This is a genomic window from Curtobacterium sp. VKM Ac-2884 (assembly GCF_015350945.1).
GTDB lineage: Bacteria > Actinomycetota > Actinomycetes > Actinomycetales > Microbacteriaceae > Curtobacterium.
Genome location: NZ_JADKSA010000002.1, coordinates 436,271 through 460,793 on the forward strand (window position 1 = coordinate 436,271; position 24,523 = coordinate 460,793).

General features: G+C 67.5%; 31 protein-coding genes. All 31 read left to right on the forward strand.

Annotated elements, in window-relative coordinates; genetic code table 11:
• The first annotated feature begins 173 nt into the window (after positions 1-173).
• The 31 genes from ITJ60_RS19275 (at position 174) to rplE (ending at position 24,521) form a co-directional block, all read left to right on the forward strand.
• Positions 174-605 carry a type II secretion system protein gene (locus ITJ60_RS19275; protein ID WP_194647359.1) on the forward strand — a complete coding sequence of 144 codons (432 nt, stop codon included), beginning with the start codon at positions 174-176 and terminating at the stop codon, positions 603-605.
• A 77-nt stretch (positions 606-682) separates the two neighbouring features.
• Positions 683-2,146: a prepilin-type N-terminal cleavage/methylation domain-containing protein gene (locus tag ITJ60_RS06540; RefSeq protein WP_194647360.1), complete on the forward strand. Its 1,464-nt coding sequence runs from the start codon at positions 683-685 to the stop codon at positions 2,144-2,146.
• Positions 2,143-2,844: a PilW family protein gene (locus ITJ60_RS06545; RefSeq protein ID WP_194647361.1), complete on the forward strand. Its 702-nt coding sequence runs from the start codon at positions 2,143-2,145 to the stop codon at positions 2,842-2,844. The genes ITJ60_RS06540 and ITJ60_RS06545 overlap by 4 nt, the downstream gene beginning before the upstream one ends.
• Positions 2,841-4,736, forward strand: a complete 1,896-nt coding sequence (locus ITJ60_RS06555; RefSeq protein ID WP_228509879.1) for a hypothetical protein — start codon at positions 2,841-2,843, stop codon at positions 4,734-4,736. Before ITJ60_RS06545 ends, ITJ60_RS06555 begins: the two co-directional genes overlap by 4 nt.
• On the forward strand, positions 4,703-5,578 hold the full coding sequence (locus ITJ60_RS06560; RefSeq protein ID WP_323749117.1) for a prepilin peptidase: 876 nt from the start codon (positions 4,703-4,705) through the stop codon (positions 5,576-5,578). Before ITJ60_RS06555 ends, ITJ60_RS06560 begins: the two co-directional genes overlap by 34 nt.
• Positions 5,579-5,620: 42 nt before the next feature.
• Positions 5,621-6,673, forward strand: coding sequence for a type IV pilus assembly protein PilM (gene pilM, locus ITJ60_RS06565; protein ID WP_194647363.1), 1,053 nt, complete (start codon positions 5,621-5,623; stop codon positions 6,671-6,673).
• On the forward strand, positions 6,670-7,410 hold the full coding sequence (locus tag ITJ60_RS06570) for a hypothetical protein (protein WP_194647364.1): 741 nt from the start codon (positions 6,670-6,672) through the stop codon (positions 7,408-7,410). Before pilM ends, ITJ60_RS06570 begins: the two co-directional genes overlap by 4 nt.
• Complete coding sequence (pilO, locus tag ITJ60_RS06575) at positions 7,407-8,111, forward strand: type 4a pilus biogenesis protein PilO (RefSeq protein WP_194647365.1); 705 nt, start codon at positions 7,407-7,409, stop codon at positions 8,109-8,111. The genes ITJ60_RS06570 and pilO overlap by 4 nt, the downstream gene beginning before the upstream one ends.
• Positions 8,112-8,287: 176 nt before the next feature.
• Positions 8,288-8,890, forward strand: a complete 603-nt coding sequence (locus tag ITJ60_RS06580) for a CBU_0592 family membrane protein (RefSeq protein WP_194647366.1) — start codon at positions 8,288-8,290, stop codon at positions 8,888-8,890.
• A gap of 27 nt (positions 8,891-8,917) precedes the next feature.
• Entirely contained in the window at positions 8,918-9,403 is a 486-nt protein-coding gene (locus tag ITJ60_RS06585; RefSeq protein WP_194647367.1) for a DUF6121 family protein, read from the forward strand.
• A gap of 36 nt (positions 9,404-9,439) precedes the next feature.
• Complete coding sequence (locus ITJ60_RS06590; protein ID WP_194647368.1) at positions 9,440-10,606, forward strand: hypothetical protein; 1,167 nt, start codon at positions 9,440-9,442, stop codon at positions 10,604-10,606.
• Positions 10,607-10,835: 229 nt separating this feature from the next.
• The gene (gene rpsL, locus ITJ60_RS06595; protein ID WP_017885540.1) at positions 10,836-11,204 is read left to right on the forward strand and encodes a 30S ribosomal protein S12; all 369 of its coding nucleotides are present in this window, start codon (positions 10,836-10,838) and stop codon (positions 11,202-11,204) included.
• A gap of 5 nt (positions 11,205-11,209) precedes the next feature.
• Positions 11,210-11,680, forward strand: coding sequence for a 30S ribosomal protein S7 (gene rpsG, locus ITJ60_RS06600; RefSeq protein WP_055950927.1), 471 nt, complete (start codon positions 11,210-11,212; stop codon positions 11,678-11,680).
• 87 nt (positions 11,681-11,767) lie between these two features.
• Positions 11,768-13,885: an elongation factor G gene (gene fusA / locus ITJ60_RS06605; protein WP_111083473.1), complete on the forward strand. Its 2,118-nt coding sequence runs from the start codon at positions 11,768-11,770 to the stop codon at positions 13,883-13,885.
• Positions 13,886-14,033: 148 nt separating this feature from the next.
• Positions 14,034-15,221: an elongation factor Tu gene (tuf, locus tag ITJ60_RS06610; RefSeq protein ID WP_111083472.1), complete on the forward strand. Its 1,188-nt coding sequence runs from the start codon at positions 14,034-14,036 to the stop codon at positions 15,219-15,221.
• 206 nt (positions 15,222-15,427) lie between these two features.
• The gene (locus ITJ60_RS06615) at positions 15,428-16,405 is read left to right on the forward strand and encodes a DNA topoisomerase IB (protein ID WP_194647369.1); all 978 of its coding nucleotides are present in this window, start codon (positions 15,428-15,430) and stop codon (positions 16,403-16,405) included.
• Positions 16,406-16,484: 79 nt separating this feature from the next.
• Positions 16,485-17,312 carry a DarT ssDNA thymidine ADP-ribosyltransferase family protein gene (locus ITJ60_RS06620; RefSeq protein WP_123293140.1) on the forward strand — a complete coding sequence of 276 codons (828 nt, stop codon included), beginning with the start codon at positions 16,485-16,487 and terminating at the stop codon, positions 17,310-17,312.
• Between the two features lie 510 nt (positions 17,313-17,822).
• Complete coding sequence (gene rpsJ, locus ITJ60_RS06625; RefSeq protein ID WP_017885534.1) at positions 17,823-18,131, forward strand: 30S ribosomal protein S10; 309 nt, start codon at positions 17,823-17,825, stop codon at positions 18,129-18,131.
• Between the two features lie 12 nt (positions 18,132-18,143).
• Positions 18,144-18,800, forward strand: a complete 657-nt coding sequence (rplC, locus tag ITJ60_RS06630; RefSeq protein WP_027466731.1) for a 50S ribosomal protein L3 — start codon at positions 18,144-18,146, stop codon at positions 18,798-18,800.
• A 2-nt stretch (positions 18,801-18,802) separates the two neighbouring features.
• Positions 18,803-19,462, forward strand: a complete 660-nt coding sequence (gene rplD, locus ITJ60_RS06635) for a 50S ribosomal protein L4 (RefSeq protein WP_111083469.1) — start codon at positions 18,803-18,805, stop codon at positions 19,460-19,462.
• Positions 19,459-19,758: a 50S ribosomal protein L23 gene (gene rplW, locus ITJ60_RS06640; protein ID WP_111083468.1), complete on the forward strand. Its 300-nt coding sequence runs from the start codon at positions 19,459-19,461 to the stop codon at positions 19,756-19,758. The genes rplD and rplW overlap by 4 nt, the downstream gene beginning before the upstream one ends.
• 18 nt (positions 19,759-19,776) lie before the next feature.
• Entirely contained in the window at positions 19,777-20,616 is an 840-nt protein-coding gene (gene rplB, locus ITJ60_RS06645) for a 50S ribosomal protein L2 (RefSeq protein WP_111083467.1), read from the forward strand.
• Positions 20,617-20,627: 11 nt separating this feature from the next.
• Positions 20,628-20,909 carry a 30S ribosomal protein S19 gene (gene rpsS / locus ITJ60_RS06650; RefSeq protein WP_017885529.1) on the forward strand — a complete coding sequence of 94 codons (282 nt, stop codon included), beginning with the start codon at positions 20,628-20,630 and terminating at the stop codon, positions 20,907-20,909.
• A gap of 25 nt (positions 20,910-20,934) precedes the next feature.
• Complete coding sequence (rplV, locus tag ITJ60_RS06655; RefSeq protein WP_111083466.1) at positions 20,935-21,327, forward strand: 50S ribosomal protein L22; 393 nt, start codon at positions 20,935-20,937, stop codon at positions 21,325-21,327.
• A complete protein-coding gene (rpsC, locus tag ITJ60_RS06660) occupies positions 21,327-22,139 on the forward strand; it encodes a 30S ribosomal protein S3 (RefSeq protein ID WP_017885527.1) in 813 nt (270 codons plus the stop codon). Before rplV ends, rpsC begins: the two co-directional genes overlap by 1 nt.
• 2 nt (positions 22,140-22,141) lie before the next feature.
• The gene (rplP, locus tag ITJ60_RS06665) at positions 22,142-22,561 is read left to right on the forward strand and encodes a 50S ribosomal protein L16 (RefSeq protein WP_111083465.1); all 420 of its coding nucleotides are present in this window, start codon (positions 22,142-22,144) and stop codon (positions 22,559-22,561) included.
• On the forward strand, positions 22,561-22,881 hold the full coding sequence (rpmC, locus tag ITJ60_RS06670) for a 50S ribosomal protein L29 (RefSeq protein ID WP_111083464.1): 321 nt from the start codon (positions 22,561-22,563) through the stop codon (positions 22,879-22,881). Before rplP ends, rpmC begins: the two co-directional genes overlap by 1 nt.
• Positions 22,881-23,165, forward strand: coding sequence for a 30S ribosomal protein S17 (rpsQ, locus tag ITJ60_RS06675; RefSeq protein ID WP_111083463.1), 285 nt, complete (start codon positions 22,881-22,883; stop codon positions 23,163-23,165). Before rpmC ends, rpsQ begins: the two co-directional genes overlap by 1 nt.
• Before the next feature lie 31 nt (positions 23,166-23,196).
• On the forward strand, positions 23,197-23,565 hold the full coding sequence (rplN, locus tag ITJ60_RS06680; RefSeq protein WP_111083462.1) for a 50S ribosomal protein L14: 369 nt from the start codon (positions 23,197-23,199) through the stop codon (positions 23,563-23,565).
• Positions 23,566-23,568: 3 nt separating this feature from the next.
• Positions 23,569-23,928: a 50S ribosomal protein L24 gene (gene rplX, locus ITJ60_RS06685; protein ID WP_111083461.1), complete on the forward strand. Its 360-nt coding sequence runs from the start codon at positions 23,569-23,571 to the stop codon at positions 23,926-23,928.
• Positions 23,928-24,521, forward strand: coding sequence for a 50S ribosomal protein L5 (rplE, locus tag ITJ60_RS06690; RefSeq protein WP_194647370.1), 594 nt, complete (start codon positions 23,928-23,930; stop codon positions 24,519-24,521). Before rplX ends, rplE begins: the two co-directional genes overlap by 1 nt.
• Positions 24,522-24,523 lie beyond the last annotated feature (2 nt).

Genomic DNA, 24,523 nt, shown 5'->3' on the forward strand with positions numbered 1-24,523 from the left:
TCGTGCGGGGGCATGGAAGCACGGAATGCCCCCGTTACTGGGGGCATTTTGGTACCCCCGGACCCCCCGTTCTCGGGATTACGCACAGAAACTCCCCTGAATACTCTTGTGACCGGCGGCGGAGCACTCCCCGGCACAATCCCCATCGCATTCCCAGAAGAATGGAAACCACCATGTACTTCGCTCTCATGGGCAAGCTCGACGCTCGCCGCAAGGGTCTCCTCGAGGACAACGAAAAGGGCTTCACGCTCATCGAACTCCTCGTCGTCGTCATCATCATCGGCATCCTCGCGGCCATCGCGATCCCGGTGTACCTCAACGTCCAGAACAACGCGAAGGACGCGACCGTCAAGTCGGACCTCGCGAACGCGAAGACGGCCGTCATCGCGTTCCAGACGGACAAGAACGGCGTTCTCCCGACTGGGACCGAGTTCGGCGCCACGGACACGATGACGCCGTACGGCTACACGAAGAGCGATGGCACGACGTTCACCTACAAGCCTGCGGCGACGGGTAGCTCGTTCTGCATCTCGGCGAAGGGTGCGACCACGACCGACTGGAAGATCACCGACACCACCGCAGCAGCCAAGGGCACCTGCGCCTGATCTCAGGGCATCGGAAGGGCGGCTCGTCGTGTGACGGGTCGCCCTTCGCACAACGAGAGTGACCGGAGGAGGTGACCGTGTTCCGTCGAATGAACCGCGTCCTGCAGCGCGCAGAGTCCGGGGATGCCGAGGCCGGCTTCTCCATCATCGAGGTCATGGTCGCGATGATGGTGTTCGCCATCATGTCCGTGGGGATCGCCTACGGCATCGCGAACACCCTGCAGCTCACCCAGACCAGCCGCGGACGTGAAACCGCCGTCGCACTCGCGTCACAGGACATCGACACGCTCCGCCAGACCGCAGCTGCTTCGACCGGCGGCATCTTCAAGGTCGTGAGCAAGGCCGGCGCTGCCAACACGAAGACCATCGGCGGGGTGACCTACAAGATCGAGCGCGCCGTCACCTGGGTTCAGAGCGACGGAGCCAGCGGTGCCTGCGGCACGTCGAACGGCAAGCTCGCCTACAAGAGCGTCGTCGAGACCGTGAGCTGGCCGAATCCTCGTGGCGGCGGAGCAAGCTCGACGACTGTCACCTCCGCGATCGCCCCGAGCGACGCCGTCACCGACCCTGGGTACGGGACGATCATCATCTCGGCAGTGACGGCGTCGGGAAGCCCCTACCAGGGCGTTTCGATCACCGTCGCGCCGCTCGCCGGGGGCGGCGGTTCGACGCTCACCACCGCGGTGCAGTCGACGGACGCGCAGGGCTGCTCGTACGCGGTCAACGTGGCGCCGGGCGACTACACGGTGACGGCGACCACGACCGGAGGCATCGACACCAACCAGGCGCAGCCGTCCTCGCAGACTCCGATCACGGTTTCTGCAGGCGCGAGCTCCCCGGTGCCGTTCGTCTACGACCGCGCGAGTCAGCTGACCCTCCAGTACGCGAAGACCTACAACGCCACCCTGCCGACGAACATGGTGACGGTGCTCTCGAGCTCGGTGGGGGGCCTCGACACCATCAAACCGTGGGACGTCGCGAGCACGTCCCTCGTGGTGACGTCGACGTCGAAGCCGTCAGTGCCGGTGTTTCCCTTCACCTCGGGCTACGCGGCGTACGCCGGGCCCTACTCCAACAGTCCCAGCTCCACGGTGAGTTGTCTGAGCCCGAACCCCTCAGCGTGGTCGACACCGAACGCCGCCGGGGCCATCGGGGCCATCCCGCCCACGATCGAGACGTCGCCGGGCGCTCCTGCGTCGGCGTCTGTCATGACCGGCGTCGCCACGGTGAGCGGAGTGAAGGGCCGGTACATCACCGCTGTCTCCTCGGCGAGCCCGGCGGCGGGCGACCCCGGATGCTCAGCCGGGATGACGATGAAGTTCCCGGTCTCCTCGGCGGACGTCGCCACGGTGGCACTGCCGTTCGGGACCTGGACCATCTACTCGGGCACGAGCTTCGGATCCACGACGAAGAACGAGATCGCGTCGAACGCATCGAACGTGAAGCCGGTGACCAGTGGCTCCGTCAACCAGAAGACCGCGCTGGTGGTCATCAGCTTCGACAACACGTTGACCCTCGACCCGAGAGGCCAGACGTCGTGATCCGCCTTCTCCGCCGTCTGCACCGTGATCAGGCCGGCATCAGCCTCTCCGAGCTGCTCGTCGCCGTGAGCGTCTCGATGGTCATCCTCGTCGCGGTGGGGGGTTTCTTCACCGCCACGTTGCGGGCGGGTGCGACCAACACCTCGTCCGACCAGAACGCGCGGTACGCATCGGTCGTGATGAACTCCGTCACTCGGTACGTCCATGCCGCCAGCCTGCTGCCCAAGTCCGACGGTAGCTACGCCGCAGCCGTCACCGAGGCGGCCCCGACGCGACTGACGTTCTACGCCTACATCAACCTCGACGGGAGCGGTACCGACAACCCGGTCCAGATCCGCTACTCCCTCAACGCGGCGAAGAAGGTCGTCCTCGACCAGTGGGACGGCACGGCGTCGAACGGCTTCTGGACCTTCCCGTCGACGGCGCAGGCGCCGACTCGTTCGATGGTGATCGGAGGCCCGGTGGCTTCTCCCACCGGTGGCGCACAGATGTTCGAGTACCTCGGGGCGGACGGCAGCCCGCTGCCGGCACAGAGCGACGGCACCGTCTCGACCGCGCAACTCGGCAACGTCCGCGCCGTCCGGGTCAACCTGGAACTCGGGTCGACCGTGAGCGGGGCAGCAGGGAACACGACCATCCAGAACACGCTCTACCTCTTCAACGTCGTCTACGGGACCAGCAACGGAGGAACGCCATGACCCGGCTCCGGAGCGTGCTCGAGCGGGCGCGCGACGAAGACCGAGGGATGATCCTCGGCAACGTCCTGATCTTCGGGACCGTGATGATGCTGCTCGTCGCAACGATGATCGCCGTGTCGACCTCCGGGGCGGTGAAGTCAGCGACGGACCGCAACTTCCAGAACGCGATGGCGGCCGCGTACGCAGGACTGGCCGACTACCAGTCCAAGCTGTCCAATGACAACGGCTACGCGCTCCACGGAAACTCGAGCGCGCAGTTCAGCAAGGCGAGCGGTTCGAGCTTCAGCGGGCAGGCGGACAACATCGCCTTCACGAATGCCGGTTCCACCTGGGCCAAGGTGGTTGGCTCAACGGACCAGTGGTACCGGTACGAGGTGGACAACTCGAACTACTCCGCAAAGGGCGTCTTGAAGGTCCGTGTCACGGGGAAGTCGGGGGGTAGCGTCCGGTCGTTGGTCGCGAACCTCAAGGGCGACGGGTTCATCAACTACCTGTACTTCACCAACTACGAGTCGTCGAACCCTGCGATCACCGGAAGTACCTGCACGACCGTCTACCAGTGGCAGTCGGCAAGCAACAAGTGTGCGGCGGTCCAGTTCGCCGGTACCGATGTCCTCAACGGTCCGATCCGGACCAACGACGTCTTCACCGCGGCCTGCGCGACCGTGTTCAACGGGCCGGTCGAGCAGCACGACACCTCGGTCCGCCCCGCGAGTGGGACCTGCGCTGGCACTTTCAACGGGGGTGCCGCGAGTGCGGTGCCCTACCTCGGGCTGCCTGCGCTGAACTCGAACCTCTCGCAGGAGACCCGCGTCGACCTCCCGACCTCGGTACCCCGGCCGGGCTGCCTGTACACCGGCCCGACCCGGGTGTCGTTCCTGGGCAACGGCAAGATGACCGTCTGGTCGCCGTGGACGAAGGCAACGCAGGTGCAGGTGAGCGGTTCGACCGGTGAGGTCAAGGCGGGTGCCGACACCGCGAAGGCCGCTGCGCTGTGCGGAGCCGTCGCTGACCTGCAGAGTTCGGCAGGCGCCACGATCCCGACGCTCCCGACGAACCTGATGTACGTCCAGGACATCCCTTCTGCCGCGAACGACGTGAACGCCTGGGCCGCCAACACCTTCCCTTCCCGGTACACGAACACCTACTGCACGACGACGGTGACCGTCCGGTCGAACGGGAGCGCGACGACCACCAACAACCAGGCCTTCAACAACGGTCAGGGTTTCCCGGCGCCGGGGGAGTGGGTCAACGGTGGGCAGTCTGGGTCCTACTACCAAACCGGATCGGCATCGGACACGTACAGCTGCTCAGCTGGCGATGTCTTCGTCAGCGGGGGCTTCAGCGGCGCCATGACGATCGCTGCATCGGGCACGGTCTGGGTCACCGACGACATCACCTACGCCAGCGCCACCAACGACGTCCTCGGACTCGTGGGCCAGAACGCGGTCGAGATCTACAACCCCGCGCGGTGCAGCTCGTACCCGACGACGTACCAGCCGCGGGTCGGCTACGTGACTGACACCACCCGTTGCAACCAGAGCGGCGTCGGCCTCCTGAACCGCAGCAGCGGCGCGGGCATCACGATCAGCGCTGCCATGGCGAGCAACGCCGGCACGTTCTGGAACCAGAACTACGACATCGGGCCCAAGCTCGGCGTGCTCAAGGTCGTCGGATCCATCGCGCAGAACTGGCGTGGTGCGGTCGCGACGACCGGCAGCACGGGGTTCTCGAAGAACTACGTGTACGACCAGCGGCTCCTCACGACGGCACCACCGAAGTTCCTGCAGCCCGTCTCGACGTCGTACGGCGTCACCACGCAGGTCGAGGTCCAGACGGCGTACAAGGTCGACGGATCGTGCGCGACGACCAGCAGCGGGGCATGCCGGTGACCGCGGTCCGTGAGCTCCTCCCGGTGACCCTGACGCTGGCAGGTGTCTTCGGTCTCGTCGTCGGGTCGTTCCTCAACGTCGTCGTGTACCGGGTACCCGCAGGATTCTCGGTGGTCGCACCGCCGAGTGCCTGCCCGCGTTGCGGTCACGAGATCCGGCGCCGCGACAACGTTCCGGTGCTCTCGTGGTTGGCCCTGCGCGGTCGGTGCCGGGACTGCGGTGCGCCCATCTCGGCGCGCTACCCGTCGGTCGAGCTGGCGACTGCCGCCCTGTTCGTGGGCGTGGCGTGGTCGTGGTCCTCGTCGGTAGCCGTGATACCGCCCGGGACGGCCGTGCTCGCTGAAGCCATCGACTTCGCAGCACTCCTCTTCCTGATGGCCGTCTCCGTGGCACTGGCACTGATCGATCTCGACACGCGCCGACTCCCGAACGCCATCGTCTACCCGTCCGCGGGCGTCCTCGGGATCCTGCTCGTCACGGCTACGGTCCTCAGCGGTGATGTCGGTGCGCTCGTGCGAGCTGTGGCTGGTGCTGCCGTGCTCGGCGGCGCCTACCTCGTGCTCGCCCTCGCGGTCCCCGGGGGAATGGGGCTCGGGGACGTGAAACTCGCCGTGGTCCTCGGCTTCGTGCTCGCGTACCTCGGATGGGGACCCCTCGCAGTGGGTGCTTTCGGAGCCTTCGTCGTGGGCGGTACCGTCGCGATCGCACTGCTCGTGAGCGGGCGAACACGGTGGCGCGGCGGTCTGCCCTTCGGGCCGTCGATGCTCGCGGGCGCCTGGATCGGGATCTTCTTCGGCCAGGACCTCTGGACCGCCTACCTCCGGCTGCTCGGGCTCGCCTGACTTCTCCGGCAACCAGACTCCAACCAAAGCGAAAGCAGCATCATGGGCAAGAGCATCGTCGGCATCGACATCGCGGGTACCGCGATCCGCGCGGTCGAGGTCGCGAACGCAGACCGCGCTCGGCCGACCGTGTTGCGTTTCGCCGAGGTCCCGACGCCGCCCGACGCCGTCAGTCGCGGTGAGGTGCTCGAACCGAACACCGTGGCTGCGGCGCTGCGCTCGCTGTGGTCCACCGGCCGCTTCCGCTCTCGGGACGTCGTGCTGGGCATGGGGAACCAGCGTGTCCTGTCCCGCGACCTCATCGTGCCGGCAGCACCCCTGGAGCAGATTCGAGAGAGCCTGCCGTTCCAGGTGCAGGACATGCTCCCTGTGCCGGTCGGTGATGCGATCCTCGACTTCTACCCGACCTCAGAGGGCATGAGTGAGGACGGCCCGGTCGTGCACGGGCTCCTCATCGCGGCGATCAAGGACGCAGTCCTCGCCAACGTCCACGCGGCGCAGCTCGCCGGGCTGAACCCCGTCGGGGTCGACCTCATCCCGTTCGCGTTGACCCGGGTGCTCGTCGGCCGCCCTGGCCTGCCGGGCACCACAGTGCTGGTGCAGCTCGGCGCGGACACGACCACCGTCGTCCTGTCGACCGACGGCATTCCGCAGTTCGTCCGGATCATCCCCATCGGGGGCAACGACGTGACCCGCGCGCTCGCCGGCAACCTCGACATCGAGTTCGCGCAGGCGGAGGCCGTCAAACGTCACCTCGGGATCGGGCAGGGTGCGAGAACGCCTGATGACGGCCGGGCAGTGGCGATCATCAGCGATTCAGTACTCGAGCTGATCGCGAGCCTGCGGAACACCATCAACTACTACGTGAACACCCGACCCGGCGAGCGGGTCGAACGGATCGTCCTCGTCGGCGGCGGAGCCCGACTCGTCGGGTTCCGGAACGCGCTCGGTGAGCACACGCGGCTCCCGGTCGAGTTCCGGTCCGCATTCGCAGGAGCCGACGTCGCTCGGTCGATCCCGGCCGACGACATCGCAGTACACGAGGACGCGATCGCCGTCGCCTACGGGCTGGCAGTGGGGAGCCGAGCAGCATGACTGCAACCGAGATCAGACCGATCGTCGCCAGTCCGGACGCGACCGGCGAACAGCGTGGCCGAGGCCGTCGACCGAAGAAGGCTGCCTCGACGACGTCCATCGTCGGCCGTGAGCCGCGCGTCGACCTGCTCCCGGCCGAGGTGCACACGGGGCGCCGAGAGCGTGCGCTTGCCCGCCGGGCCTGGCTCGGCGTCGTGGTGGCGGCCGCCGTGGTGGTCGTCGGATCGGGGGTGGCGTACGTGCACCAGCTCGAGACCGCCGAAGCCCTCCGCAGTGCACAAGCGGAGACGACGTCGCTGCTCCAGCAGCAGCTGCGGTACTCGGACGTGCGACAGGCGGAGCGGGACGCAGCGCTCCTCGAGGCGGCGCAGGCAGTCGGCGGGTCGACGGAGGTCGACTGGAACGCGACCCTCGCACAACTCAAGGCCGTCCTCCCTGCGGGGGTGTCGATCACAGCGATGTCCATCGACTCGGCAGACGTGACGAAGGCGTTCACACAATCGACAGTGCCGTTGGAGGGAACGCGGATCGCCACGATGCAACTGACCATCGAGAGCCCGAGCATCCCGTCCGTCCCCGACTGGACTGCCCGCTTGTCGACGATCAAGGGGTACGCGGATTCGACCATCACCTCGGTCTCGCTCGAGGCCGACACCGGTACGTACTCGGCGACGATCGAAGCGCACCTTGGCGACAAGGCCTACGACGACAAGTACACGAAGGACGATGCCAAGTGAACAAGAGCCGCCTCTCGCTGATCGTCGCTCTCGCCGCCGCGCTCGCCGTCCTCGCTGGCGGGTGGTTCCTCGGTGCGCAGCCGCAGATCGCACAGGCGTCCACCAACGCGTCGCAGCGAGCGGACATCGCAGCGACGAACTCGGGCAACCGCGCTGAACTGCGCCGCCTCGAGAAAGCGTCCGAGTCGCTCGACTCGACGGAGCGAGAGCTTGCAGCGCTGCGCGCGTCAGTTCCTGCAGCGCCCGAGACTGACTCCTTGTTGTCCCAGCTGAATCTCGCGGCCTCTTCCAGCGGCGTCACCGTGACCTCGGTCACCTTCGGCGAGCCGAAGGCCTACCTGCCGGAGGGCTCCGGATCAGCGGCGGCGCCGAGTCCGTCAGCATCCCCGAGCGCTGCGAGCTCGAGTGCCACGCCGACGGCGGCAGCGACGCCGGCGGCGCCCACCCCGTACAGCGATGACCAGATCACCGCATCGAACTTCGTGCTCATCCCCGTCACCGTTGCCGTCACGGGCTCCTACGACCAAGCGCTGAGCTTCACGAAGGCCGTCCAGGGCGGCGAGCGGCTGTTCCTGGTGAACGGCATCGCTGCGACGAGTGCCGATGAGGGGGACTCGCCGATGGCGAGCCAAGCATGGTCGCTCTCCGGTTCCGTCTACGTGCTCTCGGACGCCGCACCCGCGGCCTCCGCGAAGGGCTGATCCGACCCCCTCCCACTGGGGTGTGACGCGCCACGCCGAGCCCTCTTCCACGACATCCGTCGGTGTGCGTACGATGCTCACGACGCCGTGATCGCGGCTGCTCATCTCCCTCTCGAACGGTCGGCTCGAACCGGCCGTTCCCGTCGTGCCCGGAGTCGCGCGTGTTGGTCGGAATCGTGGAATTCCTGGGTTGGTTCGGCGCCGTAACCGTGCTGGCTGGTTACATTCTCTTCTCCACGGGGAAGCTCCCGAACGGGCCGGTCTACCAGCTCTTCAACCTCGTCGGTGGCCTGGCGGTCGCCGTCAACGTGGCCGCGCACCACGCGGTGCCGTCCACGATCGTCAACGGCATCTGGGCGATCGTCGCCGTGGTCGTGCTGGTGAAGATGGGGCGCGCTCGACGCGCGGCGAAGCGCGGCGAGCCGGCGGCCTCCGAGGCGACCGTCCTGCACGCCGAACCGGCGTCCACCACCGGCGTCCTGCCGATCATCGGCCCGGCCCTGCGGGACCACGAGCCGGAGGAGCCCTCCGAGGCGGACGCAGCCCCGGGCCTCCAGGCAGAGCCCACCACCAGCACGACGCAGGCCGCACCGACCACCAGCACGACGCAGGTCGCTCCGATGACCGAGACCGTCCCGATCATCACCGCGACGATCGCACTCGCCCTGGTCGCCGCAGCGCAGGGGCACGTGGAGCGCGCGGACAGCGCGGACAGCGCGGACAGCGCAGGCTCTGCTGAAGGCGCCGACCACGCGGAGCGGACCGAAGCCACCCGCTGACCGTCCCGTCGGCGATACGATCACCTCATGTCCCGGTGGTTGATCGCGACGATGACGTCCGTCCTCTTCATCGCGCTCGTCGTCGCCGTCGCGGGGTTCGAAGCGCTCCTCGCCGACGTCGAGGCGATCGCGCAGCCGGACGCGACCCCGTACCTCGGCCCGGCCATGGTGATCGGCGCCGCCGTGGTGGTGTTCCTCGCGACCGCGGTCGGCGCGCGAGAGGGCAACCCCGGTGTCACCGGCCTGGTCGCCGCCGCGACCGCCTACCTGGTGATGCTCGGCGTCGGCGCCGTCGGGTACGCGGCGATCCGCCGCGACCTGACCGAGCTCCTCGTCTTCCCGGCCGGCTACGCACTCGGGCCGTTCGTGGTCGGGTCCGTCGTGGTGGCGCTCCTGTCGGTGATCGGCGGGATCTCCGTGGCCCGGCACCAGGCCCGGACGACGGACCGGACGCCCACTGCCGGGCAGCGGCAGGAGACCACCGTCGCGGGGGACGACACCGTCGGGCGGTAGTCTTCCCGGGCACGACGCACACGCAACGGGGGAACGATGAGCGACCAGCACACGCCGGATCCGGACCAGCAGGACGGCTGGGGAGCCGTGCCGTCGGTGGCGTCGATCCGTGGGACGCAAGGAACGCCAGCGACCGCGCAGAACGCGCAGTACGCCCCGACCGCGTCGCGCGCTCCGCGCCGGAAGCTCCGCCGAGGCCAGCTCATCGGGATCATCGCCGGCGGCACCGCCGTCGTGCTGCTGCTCGTCGCCGGTGTCGTCGGGTACTCCGTCGGCTCGGCCACCCACTCGGCCGACCGACCGGTGCGGGCGTTCCTCGACGACCTGACCGCGGGCAAGGTCGCCGACGCCCTCGACGCAGCGGGCATCGACCGGACGAAGTCGGACGTGCTCCTCACCGACGCCGCGTACGCGAAGGCGACCGCGAAGGTCACTGGCTACCGGGTGGCCGCGACGCGCACGGACGGCGACACCGCCACCGTCCGCGCGTACCTGCGCCAGGCCGGCCGTGACGTCGCGGCGACCTTCACGCTCGACAAGACCGGCACCGACTGGGGCGTGTTCCCGGTCTGGGAGCTGCAGGCGCCGGAGCTCGGCAGCGTCGACGTCAGCGTCCGGGGTCCGTCCGGCGCCTCGGTGCAGGTCGCGGGCACGTCGACGAAGACCCCGAAGGACGGCACGGTCGGCCTCCGTGCCCTCCCCGGCACCTACGCGGTCACGTACGACGGCGGCAAGTGGACGAAGGCCACGGGTGGCAGCGCCGTCGTGAGCGGGTTCGGTGGCAGCGCCTCGACGCCCGTGCAGATGACCGCGACGCTCACGGACGCGGGGGAGCAGGCGGCGAAGCGAGCCGTGGACGCCTGGGTGGACGGCTGCATCGCCTCGAACGACGCCGCGCCGGCCGGGTGCAGCTTCTACGCGTACGGCGAGAACCCCGCGTACACCTACACGAACGAGAAGTGGACGCTCGAGTCGCGGCCGACCGTCGCCGTCGGCAGCTGGACCACGAACGGCTGGCTCGTCTCCACCACCACCTTCGGCCGGGCCACCTTCACGGCGGACATCGCCGGCGCCGGCGGCACCGGGACGGCCACGGCCGGACCGCTCAACGTGAACGCGAGCGGGTACATCACGGGGTTCTCGAGCTCGGGTGCGACCTTCCGGTCGGCGGTCGGCAACGGGTCCTCGGACACCGGCTCATGACGGTGTCCGGCGTGGTGCCGGCCCGGATTGATTTCGTCCCGTTACGCGGGTAGTCTCTTCTGGGTGTGCGCCCTCGGGCGCGCCCGAAAAGTCCGGCGAGCGAGATCGCCCAGTCGGACCACTCCGTCCCCCCGCAGGTTCCTCCGCCGTCAGGCGGTCATCAGCGTGGGACGAGGAAGCCGGCGGATCGCGCCGGCCAGAGAGCACGAGCGAAGAACCAGGAGAACAGTTGCCTACTATTCAGCAGCTGGTTCGCAAGGGTCGTACGCCGAAGGTCACCAAGACCAAGGCGCCCGCCCTGAAGGCGAACCCCCAGCAGCGTGGTGTGTGCACCCGCGTCTACACCACCACCCCGAAGAAGCCGAACTCCGCACTGCGCAAGGTCGCTCGTGTGAAGCTCTCGAACGGCACCGAGGTCACGGCGTACATCCCCGGTGAGGGCCACAACCTCCAGGAGCACTCGATGGTGCTCGTCCGTGGCGGTCGTGTGAAGGACCTCCCCGGCGTGCGGTACAAGATCATCCGTGGCGCCCTGGACACCCAGGCCGTGAAGAACCGTAAGCAGGCTCGTAGCCGCTACGGCGCGAAGAAGGGTTGAGTTAGATGCCTCGTAAGGGTCCCGCCCCCAAGCGTCCCGTCGTCGCCGACCCGGTCTACGGTGCGCCGATCGTCAGCCAGCTCGTCAACAAGATCCTGCTCGACGGCAAGAAGGGCCTCGCCGAGCGCATCGTCTACGGTGCACTCGAGGGCGTCACTGCCAAGAACCAGCAGGATGCTGTCGTCACGCTCAAGAAGGCGCTCGACAACGTCCGTCCGACCCTCGAGGTCCGCAGCCGCCGCGTCGGTGGCTCGACCTACCAGGTCCCGGTCGAGGTCAAGCCGCACCGCGCGAACACCCTCGCGCTCCGCTGGCTGACCTCGTACGCCAAGGCCCGTCGCGAGAAGACGATGACCGAGCGTCTCATGAACGAGATCCTCGACGCGTCGAACGGTCTCGGTGCCGCGGTCAAGCGCCGCGAGGACACGCACAAGATGGCCGAGTCGAACAAGGCCTTCGCCCACTACCGCTGGTAGTCCCGGCACCGTCCGGGCACCGGTGGTCAAGAACCCCGGCGCCCGGACGGCCGCCAACCTCTCCTACAACTCTTCCGGAGGAACCCTGTGGCACAGGACGTGCTCACCGACCTGAACAAGGTCCGCAACATCGGCATCATGGCGCACATCGATGCCGGCAAGACCACGACGACCGAGCGCATCCTGTTCTACACGGGCATCACGCACAAGATCGGTGAGGTCCACGACGGCGCTGCCACGATGGACTGGATGGCGCAGGAGCAGGAGCGCGGCATCACGATCACGTCGGCCGCGACGACCTGCTTCTGGGACAACAACCAGATCAACATCATCGACACCCCCGGTCACGTGGACTTCACGGTCGAGGTGGAGCGTTCGCTCCGCGTCCTCGACGGTGCGGTCGCCGTCTTCGACGGCAAGGAGGGCGTCGAGCCCCAGTCCGAGACCGTGTGGCGTCAGGCCGACAAGTACAACGTCCCGCGCATCTGCTTCGTCAACAAGATGGACAAGCTCGGCGCGGACTTCTACTACACCGTCGACACGATCATCAACCGCCTCGGTGCTGAGCCCCTCGTGCTCCAGCTGCCGATCGGTTCGGAGAGCTCGTTCGAAGGCGTCGTCGACCTCGTCCAGATGCGTGCACTCACCTGGCGCGGCGACGCCAAGGGTGACGTCGCGATGGGTGCGAAGTACGAGATCGAAGAGATCCCGGCCGACCTGCAGGACCGCGCCGCCGAGTACCGCGAGAAGCTCATCGAGCGCGTGGCCGAGGCGGACGACGTTCTCATGGAGCGTTACCTCGAGGGCGACACCGACTTCTCGGTCGACGAGATCAAGGCCGCGATCCGCGCCCTCACCGTGAGCAGCACGCTCTACCCGGTGCTGTGCGGTTCTGCGTTCAAGAACCGCGGTGTCCAGCCGATGCTCGACGCCGTCATCGACTACCTCCCGTCCCCGCTCGACGTGCCGCCGATGATCGGCCACGACGTCAAGGACGAGGAGAAGGAGATCATCCGCAAGCCCGACGCGTCGGAGCCGTTCTCGGCCCTGGCGTTCAAGGTCGCGGTGCACCCCTTCTTCGGTCGCCTCACCTACGTCCGCGTGTACTCCGGCTCGATCGAGTCCGGCGCACAGGTCATCAACTCGACCAAGGGCAAGAAGGAGCGCATCGGGAAGATCTTCCAGATGCACTCCAACAAGGAGAACCCGGTCGCCAACGTGACCGCTGGCCACATCTATGCGGTCATCGGCCTCAAGGACACCACCACCGGTGACACCCTGTGCGACCCGACCAACCAGGTCGTCCTCGAGTCGATGACGTTCCCGGAGCCGGTCATCGAGGTCGCGATCGAGCCGAACACGAAGGCTGACCAGGAGAAGCTCTCCACGGCCATCCAGAAGCTCGCCGAAGAGGACCCGACGTTCCGCGTCGAGCTCAACGCCGAGACCGGTCAGACGACGATCAAGGGCATGGGCGAGCTCCACCTCGACATCCTCGTCGACCGCATGAAGCGCGAGTTCCACGTCGAGGCGAGCGTCGGCAAGCCCCAGGTGGCCTACCGCGAGACCCTCACGAAGATCGTCGAGCGGTACGACTACACCCACAAGAAGCAGACCGGTGGTTCCGGCCAGTTCGCGAAGGTGCAGATCGCCCTCGAGCCGATGGAGGTCACGAGCGAGAAGGTCTACGAGTTCGTCAACGCGACCTCCGGTGGCCGTGTCCCGCGCGAGTACATCCCCTCGGTCGACGCCGGTATCCAGGACGCCATGCAGGTCGGCATCCTCGCGGGCTACCCGACCGTCGGCGTGAAGGCCATCCTCAAGGACGGCGCGGCGCACGACGTCGACTCGTCCGAGATGGCGTTCAAGATCGCCGGTTCCATCGCCTACAAGGAAGCGGCCCGCAAGGCCGGTCCCGCGATCCTCGAGCCGATCATGGCCGTCGAGGTCCGTACTCCTGAGGAGTACATGGGCGACGTCATCGGTGACCTGAACTCCCGTCGTGGCCAGATCGCCTCGATGGAGGACGCCTCGGGCGTCAAGGTGGTCCGCGCGAGCGTGCCGCTGTCCGAGATGTTCGGCTACGTCGGCGACCTGCGGTCGAAGACCTCTGGTCGTGCGGTCTACTCGATGACCTTCGAGACCTACAGCCAGGTCCCGGCCAAGGTCGCCGAGGAGATCATCGCGAAGAACGCGGGGGAGTGACGCTCAAGCGTCTCTCCACAGGCGGGGGTGCCCGGCGACGGGCCCCTCGCCACCAAGTAAAGTACAGACACACACCGCGCATCAACGGTCGCGAGCCCATCCAGGGCCGGCCGGGGATGACGCTTCCGAGTCCTGAGGAGGACCCACAGTGGCCAAGGCCAAGTTCGAGCGCACCAAGCCGCACGTCAACATCGGAACCATCGGTCACGTCGACCACGGCAAGACCACGCTCACGGCGGCGATCACCAAGGTTCTGCACGACCAGTACCCGGACCTCAACGAGGCCCGTGACTTCGCGCAGATCGACAACGCTCCCGAGGAGCGCCAGCGCGGCATCACGATCAACATCTCGCACGTCGAGTACCAGACCGAGAAGCGTCACTACGCGCACGTCGACGCCCCCGGTCACGCCGACTACGTGAAGAACATGATCACGGGTGCGGCGCAGATGGACGGCGCGATCCTCGTGGTCGCCGCCACCGACGGCCCGATGCCCCAGACGCGTGAGCACGTGCTGCTCGCTCGTCAGGTCGGCGTCCCCTACATCGTCGTCGCGCTGAACAAGTCCGACATGGTGGACGACGAGGAGATCCTGGAGCTCGTCGAGCTCGAGGTCCGCGAGCTCCTCGGCTCGCAGCAGTTCGACGAGGACGCCCCCGTCGTGCAGGTCTCGGCACTCAAGGCGCTCGAGGGCGACGAGAAGTGGGTCAAGTCGGTCCAGGACCTCATGGCCCAGGTCGACGAGCACGTGCCGGACCCGGTGCGCGCCACCGACCAGCCGTTCCTGATGCCGATCGAGGACGTCTTCACGATCACCGGTCGTGGCACGGTCGTCACCGGTCGCGTCGAGCGTGGCACGCTCAACCTGAACGAGGAGGTCGAGATCGTCGGCATCCGCGCGACGCAGAAGACCACCGTCACGGGCATCGAGATGTTCCGCAAGCTGCTCGACCAGGCGGTCGCCGGTGACAACACCGGTCTGCTCATCCGTGGCCTCAAGCGCGAGGACGTGGAGCGCGGCCAGGTCGTCGTGAAGCCGGGTTCGGTCACGCCGCACACCGAGTTCCAGGCGAACGCGTACATCCTGACCAAGGAAGAGGGCGGGCGTCACAACCCGTTCTACGCGAACTACCGCCCGCAGTTCTACTTCCGCACCACGGACGTCACCGGCGTCATCACGCTGCCAGAGGGCACCGAGATGGTCATGCCCGGTGACACCGTCGCCATGACGGTCGAGCTGATCCAGCCGATCGCCATGGAAGAGGGCCTCCGTTTCGCCATCCGTGAGGGTGGTCGTACGGTCGGTGCCGGTACGGTCGAGAAGATCGTCAAGTAACTCCGGTTACCTGCCTCAGCGGGGCCGAGCCTTCGGGCTCGGCCCCGCTTTGTCGTTCCCCGACAGGTCCTGGTACCGCCCACGAGTCACTGACGGCCGCGCACGGCCCTGGCGGGCGGCGGACGGGAGGCCCGGGGTACGCCCGCCACGACGGCGCCCGTCCGCCCCGTGCGGCGTCCCAGGCACCGGGGAGTTGGCTCGGCCGGGTGACTCGTCTCCGCCGTTCCACGACCTCCGGTCGTGGCTACCACCGTGTCCGGAGCGGACGCGGCTTCTCGTACCGCGACCCCGACGGCGCGACCGTGACCGATGTCGCGGTGCGTCAGCGGCTCGAGGACCTCGTCATCCCGCCGGCGTGGGACGACGTCTGGATCTCGCCGTACGAGAACGGGCACGTGCTCGCGACCGGCATCGACGGAGCCGGACGCCGCCAGTACATGTACCACCCGTCGTGGCGTGAGCGGATGGACCGGATCAAGTACGACCGCGCGCTCGCACTCGCGGAGTCGCTGCCGGTCGCACGGCGCGGGGTGACCCAGGACCTCCGACGACCGGAACCCGATCGTCGCCGAGCGCTGGCCGCCGCGTTCCGGATGCTCGACCAGGGATCGCTGCGGGTCGGTTCGGAGCGGTACGCCAGCGAACACGGGAGCCGCGGGCTGTCGACCCTGCTGTGCGCACACGCCCACGTCTCCGGTGACGACATCGAGCTCGACTTCCCCGGCAAGAGCGGGCAGGAGTGGTCGTCGTCGATCCACGACGCCGACCTCGCGACCGTGATCGCCGGCATGAAGCGCCGCGGGCCGAACGCCCGACTGCTGTCGTTCCGTGAACGCCGCGGTGACGAGTGGGAGCCGTTGTCCGCCGAGGACATCAACGCCTACGTCAAGGAGCGCGCGGGTGACGACTTCACGGCGAAGGACTTCCGCACCCTGCACGGCACGGTGGCCGCGGCCGTCGACCTGGCGCAGACCGGTCCGTTGTCCTCGCAGGCGAAGCGGAAGCGTGCGGTGTCCCATGCCGTGAAGGCCGCGAGCGACGAGCTCGGCAACACCCCGACGGTGTGCCGGCAGAGCTACATCGACCCGCGGCTGCTCGACGCGTACGAGCACGGCGAGACCATCGATCCGGCCCGGGTCCACGCCGCCGAGTCCGAGGTCCGGGCGCTGCTCTACCGACAATGACCCCGGGAGCGTCTGGATGACGTAGCGTTGGTCGACGTGCCGGACCACCCCACACGGCACGGAAGGACCCACAACAGTCGTGACTGACGAGTGCATCCACGGTTTCCCCACCGAGCTCTGCGACATCTGCGCGCCCCGGCAGCGTGAGGAGTCGGCGATCCCAGCCGCTCCGGCGCCACGGCGGACCCGCATCACCACCAACCTGCGCGTCGACCCGCCGGCCTCCGGCCCCGGGACGTCGCTGCGTTCGCCGACGTCCCTCCGGTCGTCGTCGGCCGACCTGCCCGAGGCTCGGGTGTTCGCGTCGCTGCGTGCGCACCACGTGACCCACATCGACAACCTCGACGGCATCGTCGGGTCCGGCGCCATCCTGGCGGCCGACCAGGCGGAGCCCGCCGTCGACGTCAGCAGCCCCGAGACCCGGGCCGCTCGCGCCGAGGCCGAAGCGCCCGACGGCAGCACCATCGCGAGCCACGTGCCGTTCACCCTGTCGCCGGATGCCGTCCGGTGGGACGAACTCCGCACCGGCGCCGTCGGGGAGCGGTGGTCCGACGCCGCCCGGCGCACGCGTGCGGTGGACTACGTCGTGCTCGTCGTCCCGGTCTCGGCCTTCGGTGACTCGGTGGTCGTCGCCGACCAGGACGCCGACGCCGACGACGTCCGGTTCGCCGTCGGCCCCGACGCCGGGACGAACCTGATCCGCCGGACGGACTTCTCCGACCCCGAGATGCTCGGACTCGAGCTCCTCGCCGGGCCGAGCGTGCCGTTCTCGTCCGTCGCGGTGATCGGCGTCCCGAACGACAAGGCCCGTCAGACGGTCCGTGCGGTGCTCGCCGACCACGGCGGCCACGCGCCGCGCGTGGCGGTCTTCCCCCCGTGGTTCGTTCCTCCGGTGACGGCCGAGTAGACGTCTCCACGAGCGCCCTCCGGACCATGTCCGGAGGGCGCTCCGCGTTGCGGCGGCGACCCGTGCCTCCAGGCCGTCCGATCCGCGTGGATCCGGGGAAGCGAGCCGGTGTCGACACGCCCGGCACATCGCGACACGCCCGGGTTGCACGTGGGCTCGGGACATGCGAGACTTGTCCGGTTCCGAATTCCCCGCGGGTGCGAGTCCGCAGGATCACTGCTCTGGCAGTGCACAACCCCCCTGTTCAGCAGGGCTGGGTTGGGCCGCAGGCAGCAGAACACGACTCCCCGAGGTCATGACGGACGCGACACTGTTGCGCCCGGAGTGCGAGGAAGTCGATTGCCCACGCTGGACGGCCAAGGTCGCCCGCGCGGTTGACAGGTGAACAGCGGTCATCCCCAGCGGATGCGGCCGGTTGGTTCAGGAAAACAGCACGGTCTGCAGCAATGCGGAGCCGAGCGGCGTCAGGCGGCCTGCGGGTGCGCGGCGCAGAGAGAGGACAAGAGACACATGGCGGGACAGAAGATCCGCATCCGGCTCAAGTCGTATGACCACGAGGTCATCGACACGTCGGCCCGGAAGATCGTCGACACGGTGACCCGTGCCGGTGCAACCGTGGTCGGCCCGGTGCCACTCCCCACCGAGAAGAACGTGATCGCAGTGATCCGTTCCCCTCACAAGTACAAGGACTCGCGCGAGCACTTCGAGAAGCGCACGCACAAGCGGGTCATCGACATCGTCGACCCGACGCCGAAGGCCGTCGACTCGCTCATGCGACTCGACCTGCCGGCAGACGTCAACATCGAGATCAAGCTGTAAGGGGGCTGACCAATGGCGAACTCAACCAAGACCGTCAAGGGCCTCCTCGGCAAGAAGCTCGGGATGACCCAGGTGTGGGACGAGAACAACAAGTTCATCCCCGTCACCGTGATCGAGGTCGGCCCGAACGTGGTCACCCAGATCCGCAACGCTGAGCGCGACGGCTACGAGGCGATCCAGATCGCCGCCGGTGCCATCGACCCGCGCAAGGTCAACAAGCCGGCCGCCGGCCACTTCGAGGCCGCTGGCGTGACCCCGCGTCGCACCCTCACCGAGATCCGGACCAACGACTCCGCTGAGTACACGCTCGGCCAGGAGCTCACCGTGGACGGCACGTTCACGGCGGGCCAGAAGGTCGACGTCGTCGGTACCTCCAAGGGCAAGGGCTTCGCCGGTGTCATGAAGCGCCACGGCTTCCACGGCGTCGGCGCCTCGCACGGTGCACACCGCAACCACCGCAAGCCCGGCTCGATCGGTGCTTCCTCGACCCCGTCGCGTGTCTTCAAGGGCATGCGCATGGCCGGTCGTATGGGTGGCGACCGCGTGACCGTCCTCAACCTCACGGTGCACGCCGTCGACGCCGAGAAGGGTCTGCTGCTCGTCAAGGGCGCCGTCCCCGGTGCTCGTGGCCGCTCCGTCTTCGTCCGCACCGCCGTGAAGGGTAAGTGATCATGGCCACCACGACCGCAACCACGATCGACGTCCTCGACGCATCGGGTGTCAAGTCCGGCACCGTCGAGCTGCCCGCAGCTCTCTTCGACGTCGAGACCAACGTCCCGCTGATCCACCAGGTCGTCACCGCGCAGCTCGCAGCCGCGCGTCAGGGCACCCACAAGACCAAGAACCGCGGCGAAGTCCGCGGTGCCGGTCGCAAGCCGTTCAAGCAGAAGGGCACCGGCCGCGCCCGTCAGGGTTCCGTCCGTGCTCCCGAGCACACCGGTGGTGGCGTCGTCCACGGACCGACCCCCCGCGACTACTCGCAGCGCACCCCCAAGAAGATGATCGCCGCAGCGCTGCTCGGCTCGCTCTCGGACCGCGCCCGCGGTGGCCGCATCTCGGCTGTCGACGGCTTCGTCGAGGCCGACGTGCCGTCGACCAAGGTCGCTCGCACGCTCCTCGAGAAGGTCGCGCCCGTCAAGCACGTGCTGATCGTTCTCGAGTCGAACGACGAGCTGACGCTCAAGTCGATCCGCAACCTGCCGAACGTCCACGCGCTCTCGTACGGCCAGCTGAACGCCTACGACGTCCTCAAGTCGGACGCCGTCGTCTTCAGCAAGAGCGCCCTCGACGCCTTCATCGCGTCGAAGACCGCGAAGGAGATCACCGCATGAGCGGCTTCAACAAGGACCCGCGCGACGTCATCATCTCGCCGGTCGTCTCGGAGAAGAGCTACGCGCTCATCGACCAGGGCAAGTACACGTTCATCGTGGACCCCCGCTCGAACAAGACCGAGATCAAGCTCGCCATCGAGAAGATCTTCGAGGTCAAGGTCGCGAGCATCAACACGCTGAACCGCCCGGGCAAGACCCGTCGCACCAAGTTCGGTCTCGGCAAGCGCAAGGACACCAAGCGCGCCATCGTGACGCTCAAGTCCGGTTCGATCGACATCTTCACGGCTGTCGGCTGAGGACCAGAGGGATAAATCATGGCTATTCGTAACTACAAGCCGACGACCCCCGGTCGTCGCGGCTCGTCGGTCGCCGACTTCGCTGAGATCACCCGTTCGACTCCGGAGAAGTCCCTGCTTCGTCCGCTGCCGAAGACCGGTGGTCGCAACAGCTCCGGCCGCATCACCACGCGTCACATCGGTGGTGGCCACAAGCGCCAGTACCGCGTGATCGACTTCCGTCGCTCCGACAAGGACGGCGTGGACGCCAAGGTCGCTCACATCGAGTACGACCCCAACCGCACTGCGCGCATCGCGCTCCTGCACTACGTGGACGGCACGAAGCGGTACATCATCGCGCCGAACAAGCTCAAGCAGGGCGACGTCATCGAGCAGGGCCCCGGCGCCGACATCAAGCCCGGCAACAACCTGCCGCTGCGCAACATCCCCGTGGGTACCGTCGTGCACGCCATCGAGCTCCGCCCCGGTGGCGGCGCGAAGATGGCCCGCTCGGCCGGCGCCTCGGTGCGTCTCGTCGCCAAGGACGGCCCCTACGCGCAGCTCCGTCTGCCGTCGGGCGAGGTCCGCAACGTCGACGCACGCTGCCGCGCCACGATCGGCGAGGTCGGCAACGCCGAGCAGTCGAACATCAACTGGGGCAAGGCCGGCCGCATGCGCTGGAAGGGCGTCCGCCCGACCGTGCGTGGTGTCGCGATGAACCCGGTCGACCACCCCCACGGTGGTGGCGAGGGCAAGACCTCCGGTGGTCGTCACCCGGTCAGCCCCTGGGGCCAGGCCGAGGGTCGCACGCGCAAGCCGAACAAGCCGAGCGACAAGCTCATCGTCCGTCGCCGTAACGCCGGCAAGAAGCGCAAGTAGGAGTTCAGAAGATGCCACGCAGTCTGAAGAAGGGCCCCTTCGTCGACGAGCACCTGCTCCGCAAGGTCGTCACGCAGAACGAGGCCAACACCAAGAACGTGATCCGTACGTGGTCGCGGCGGTCGATGATCGTCCCGAACATGCTCGGGCACACCATCGCCGTGCACGACGGCCGCAAGCACATCCCGGTGTTCGTCACCGAGTCGATGGTCGGTCACAAGCTCGGCGAGTTCGCGCCGACCCGCACCTTCCGTGGTCACGTGAAGGACGACAAGAAGGGCCGTCGCCGCTAACGCGGGGACGCAGAGGAGGAACGAAATGGTGGAGTCGATCGCACGCGTGCGACACATCCGCGTCACGCCTCAGAAGGCCCGTCGCGTCATCGAGCTGATCCGCGGCAAGCAGGCCCACGAGGCGCTCGCCATCCTGAAGTTCGCCCCCCAGGGCGCTTCGGAGCCCGTGTACAAGCTGGTCGCCTCGGCGATCGCGAACGCCCGGGTGAAGGCTGACTCGACGAACAGCTTCCTCGACGAGCGCGACCTCTACGTGAGCCGCGTCTTCGTCGACGAGGGAACGACCCTGAAGCGGTTCCAGCCGCGCGCCCAGGGCCGGGCCTTCCGCATCAACAAGCGCACCAGCCACATCACGGTCGTCCTCGCGACGCCGGAAGAGGCCGAGGCTGCCGCGACGAGCAAGAAGGCGAGCAACTAATGGGCCAGAAGGTCAACCCGTACGGCTTCCGTCTCGGGATCACGACGGACCACGTCTCGCACTGGTTCACCGACAGCAAGAAGGCCGGTCAGCGCTACGCCGACTACGTGGCCGAGGACATCAAGGTGCGCGAGTACCTGAAGAAGACCCTCGACCGCGCCGGTGTCGCCCGTATCGAGCTCGAGCGCACCCGTGACCGTGTCCGCGTGGACATCCACACGGCGCGTCCGGGCATCGTCATCGGCCGCCGCGGCGCCGAGGCGGAGCGCGTTCGCGGTGAGCTCGAGAAGCTCACCAAGAAGCAGATCCAGCTGAACATCCTCGAGGTCAAGAACCCCGAGACCGAGGCTCAGCTCGTCGCGCAGGGCATCGCCGAGCAGCTCTCCGCTCGTGTCGCGTTCCGTCGCGCCATGCGCAAGGGCCTGCAGGGTGCACAGCGCGCCGGCGCCAAGGGTGTCCGCATCCAGGTGTCGGGCCGTCTCGGCGGCGCCGAGATGTCCCGTTCGGAGTTCTACCGCGAAGGCCGTGTGCCGCTGCACACCCTCCGCGCGAACATCGACTACGGCTTCTACGAGGCCCGGACCACGTTCGGCCGCATCGGCGTGAAGGTCTGGATCTACAAGGGCGACATCACGAACAAGGAGCTCGCTCGCGAGCAGGCGAACCAGCGTTCGTCGCGCCCCGAGCGTCGTGGCGGCCCGCGCGGTGAGCGTGGCGACCGTGGCGGCGACCGTCGTGGCGGCGACCGCGGTGACCGCCGCCCGCAGCAGGCCCCGCAGGACGCGCCGGCCGGCGCAGGAGTTGAGGCGTAACCATGCTTATTCCCCGTCGAGTCAAGCACCGTAAGCAGCACCACCCGAAGCGTTCGGGTCAGGCAACCGGTGGTACCAAGGTCAGCTTCGGCGACTACGGCATCCAGGCCCTCACCCCGGCGTACGTGACCAACCGTCAGATCGAGTCCGCTCGTATCGCCATGACGCGTCACATCAAGCGTGGCGGCAAGGTCTGGATCAACATCTACCCGGACCGTCCGCTCACGAAGAAGCCGGCTGAGACCCGCATGGGTTCCGGTAAGGGCTCGCCCGAGTGGTGGGTCGCCAACGTCAAGCCGGGTCGTGTGCTCTTCGAGCTCTCCGGCGTCACCGAGGACATCGCCCGTGAGGCGCTGACCCGTGCAATCCACAAGCTGCCCCTCAAGGCACGCATCATCAAGCGCGAGGAGGGCGACGCATAATGGCGATCGGTTCCAAGGAGCTCCGTCCGACGGAGCTCGACACGTTCGAGAACGAGCGTCTCGCTGACGAGCTGAAGAAGGCCAAGGAGGAACTCTTCAACCTCCGCTTCCAGTCGGCCACCGGCCAGCTGGAGAGCCACGGTCGTCTCCGTGCCGTCAAGCGCGACATCGCTCGCATCTACACCGTCCTCCGCGAGCGCGAGCTCGGCATCCGTGCCACTCCCGCGCCCGTCGAGACCGCCACCAAGGCCAAGAAGACGACGAAGAAGGCTGACAAGCCGGCTGAGTCGACCGAGGCCGAGACCGCCGAGGAGAAGTAATGGCGAACGAAGAGAAGACCTCCGCCGCCCTCACTCGCGGCTACCGCAAGACGCGTCGCGGCTACGTGACCAGCGACAAGATGGACAAGACCATCGTGGTCGAGGTCGAGGACCGCGTGAAGCACGCGCTCTACGGCAAGATCATCCGTCGCACGTCCAAGGTGAAGGCCCACGACGAGCTCGGCACCGCTGGTGTCGGCGACCTCGTCGTGATCAGCGAGACCCGTCCCCTCAGCGCTTCCAAGCGCTGGCGCCTGGTCGAGATCCTCGAGAAGGCCAAGTAGGCCTCGGCCTGCTTCGGAATAGGAGACAGCAGTGATTCAGCAGGAATCCCGCCTGAAGATCGCCGACAACACGGGTGCCAAGGAGATCTTGACCATCCGCGTGCTCGGTGGTTCGGGTCGTCGCTACGCCGGTCTCGGTGACGTCATCGTCGCCACGGTGAAGGACGCCATCCCCGGCGGCAACGTGAAGAAGGGTGACGTCGTCAAGGCGGTCATCGTTCGCACCAAGAAGGAGACCCGTCGTCAGGACGGCTCCTACATCAAGTTCGACGAGAACGCGGCAGTGATCCTCAAGGCCGACGGCGACCCGCGCGGCACGCGCATCTTCGGTCCGGTCGGTCGCGAGCTCCGTGACAAGAAGTTCATGAAGATCATCTCGCTCGCGCCGGAGGTGCTGTAAGCCATGGCGAACATCAAGAAGGGTGACCTCGTCCAGGTCATCACGGGCGCGACGCAGGAGCGTGGCGGCGACCGTGGCAAGCAGGGCAAGGTCATCGAGGTCCTCAAGGACAAGCAGCGGGTCGTCGTCGAGGGCGTGAACTTCGTCACGAAGCACGTCCGCGTCGGCCAGACGCAGCGCGGCTCGAAGACGGGTGGCATCGAGAAGCACGAAGCCTCGATCCACGTGTCGAACGTCGCTCTCGTCGACCCGAAGACGAAGAAGCCGACCCGCGTCGGCTTCCGTACCGAAGAGGTGGAGAAGGGCGGGGTCAAGAAGACCGTCCGCGTCCGCTACGCCAAGAAGTCAGGTGAGACGCTCTGATGACTGACACGACTGCAACGACTGAGGCCCCCAAGGTCCAGCCGCGCCTCAAGCAGAAGTACAAGGACGAGATCAAGGCCACGCTCACCGAGCAGTTCGGCTACGCGAACGTCAACCAGGTCCCCGGCCTGGTCAAGGTCGTCGTGAACACCGGTGTCGGCGAGGCCGCTCGCGACTCGAAGATCATCGAGGGGGCCATCAAGGACCTCACGGCGATCACGGGTCAGAAGCCCCAGGTCAACATCGCTCGCAAGTCCATCGCGCAGTTCAAGCTGCGCGAGGGTCAGGCGATCGGTGCGCACGTCACCCTCCGTGGTGACCGCGCCTGGGAGTTCCTCGACCGCCTGATCTCCCTCGCACTGCCCCGCATCCGCGACTTCCGCGGTCTCAGCGACAAGCAGTTCGACGGGAACGGCAACTACACGTTCGGTCTCTCGGAGCAGTCCGTGTTCCACGAGATCGACCAGGACCGCATCGACCGTGTCCGCGGCTTCGACATCACTGTCGTCACCACCGCGAAGACGGACGACGAGGGACGCGCGCTGCTCCGTCAGCTCGGCTTCCCGTTCCGCTCCAACGAGCAGACGGTCTAAAC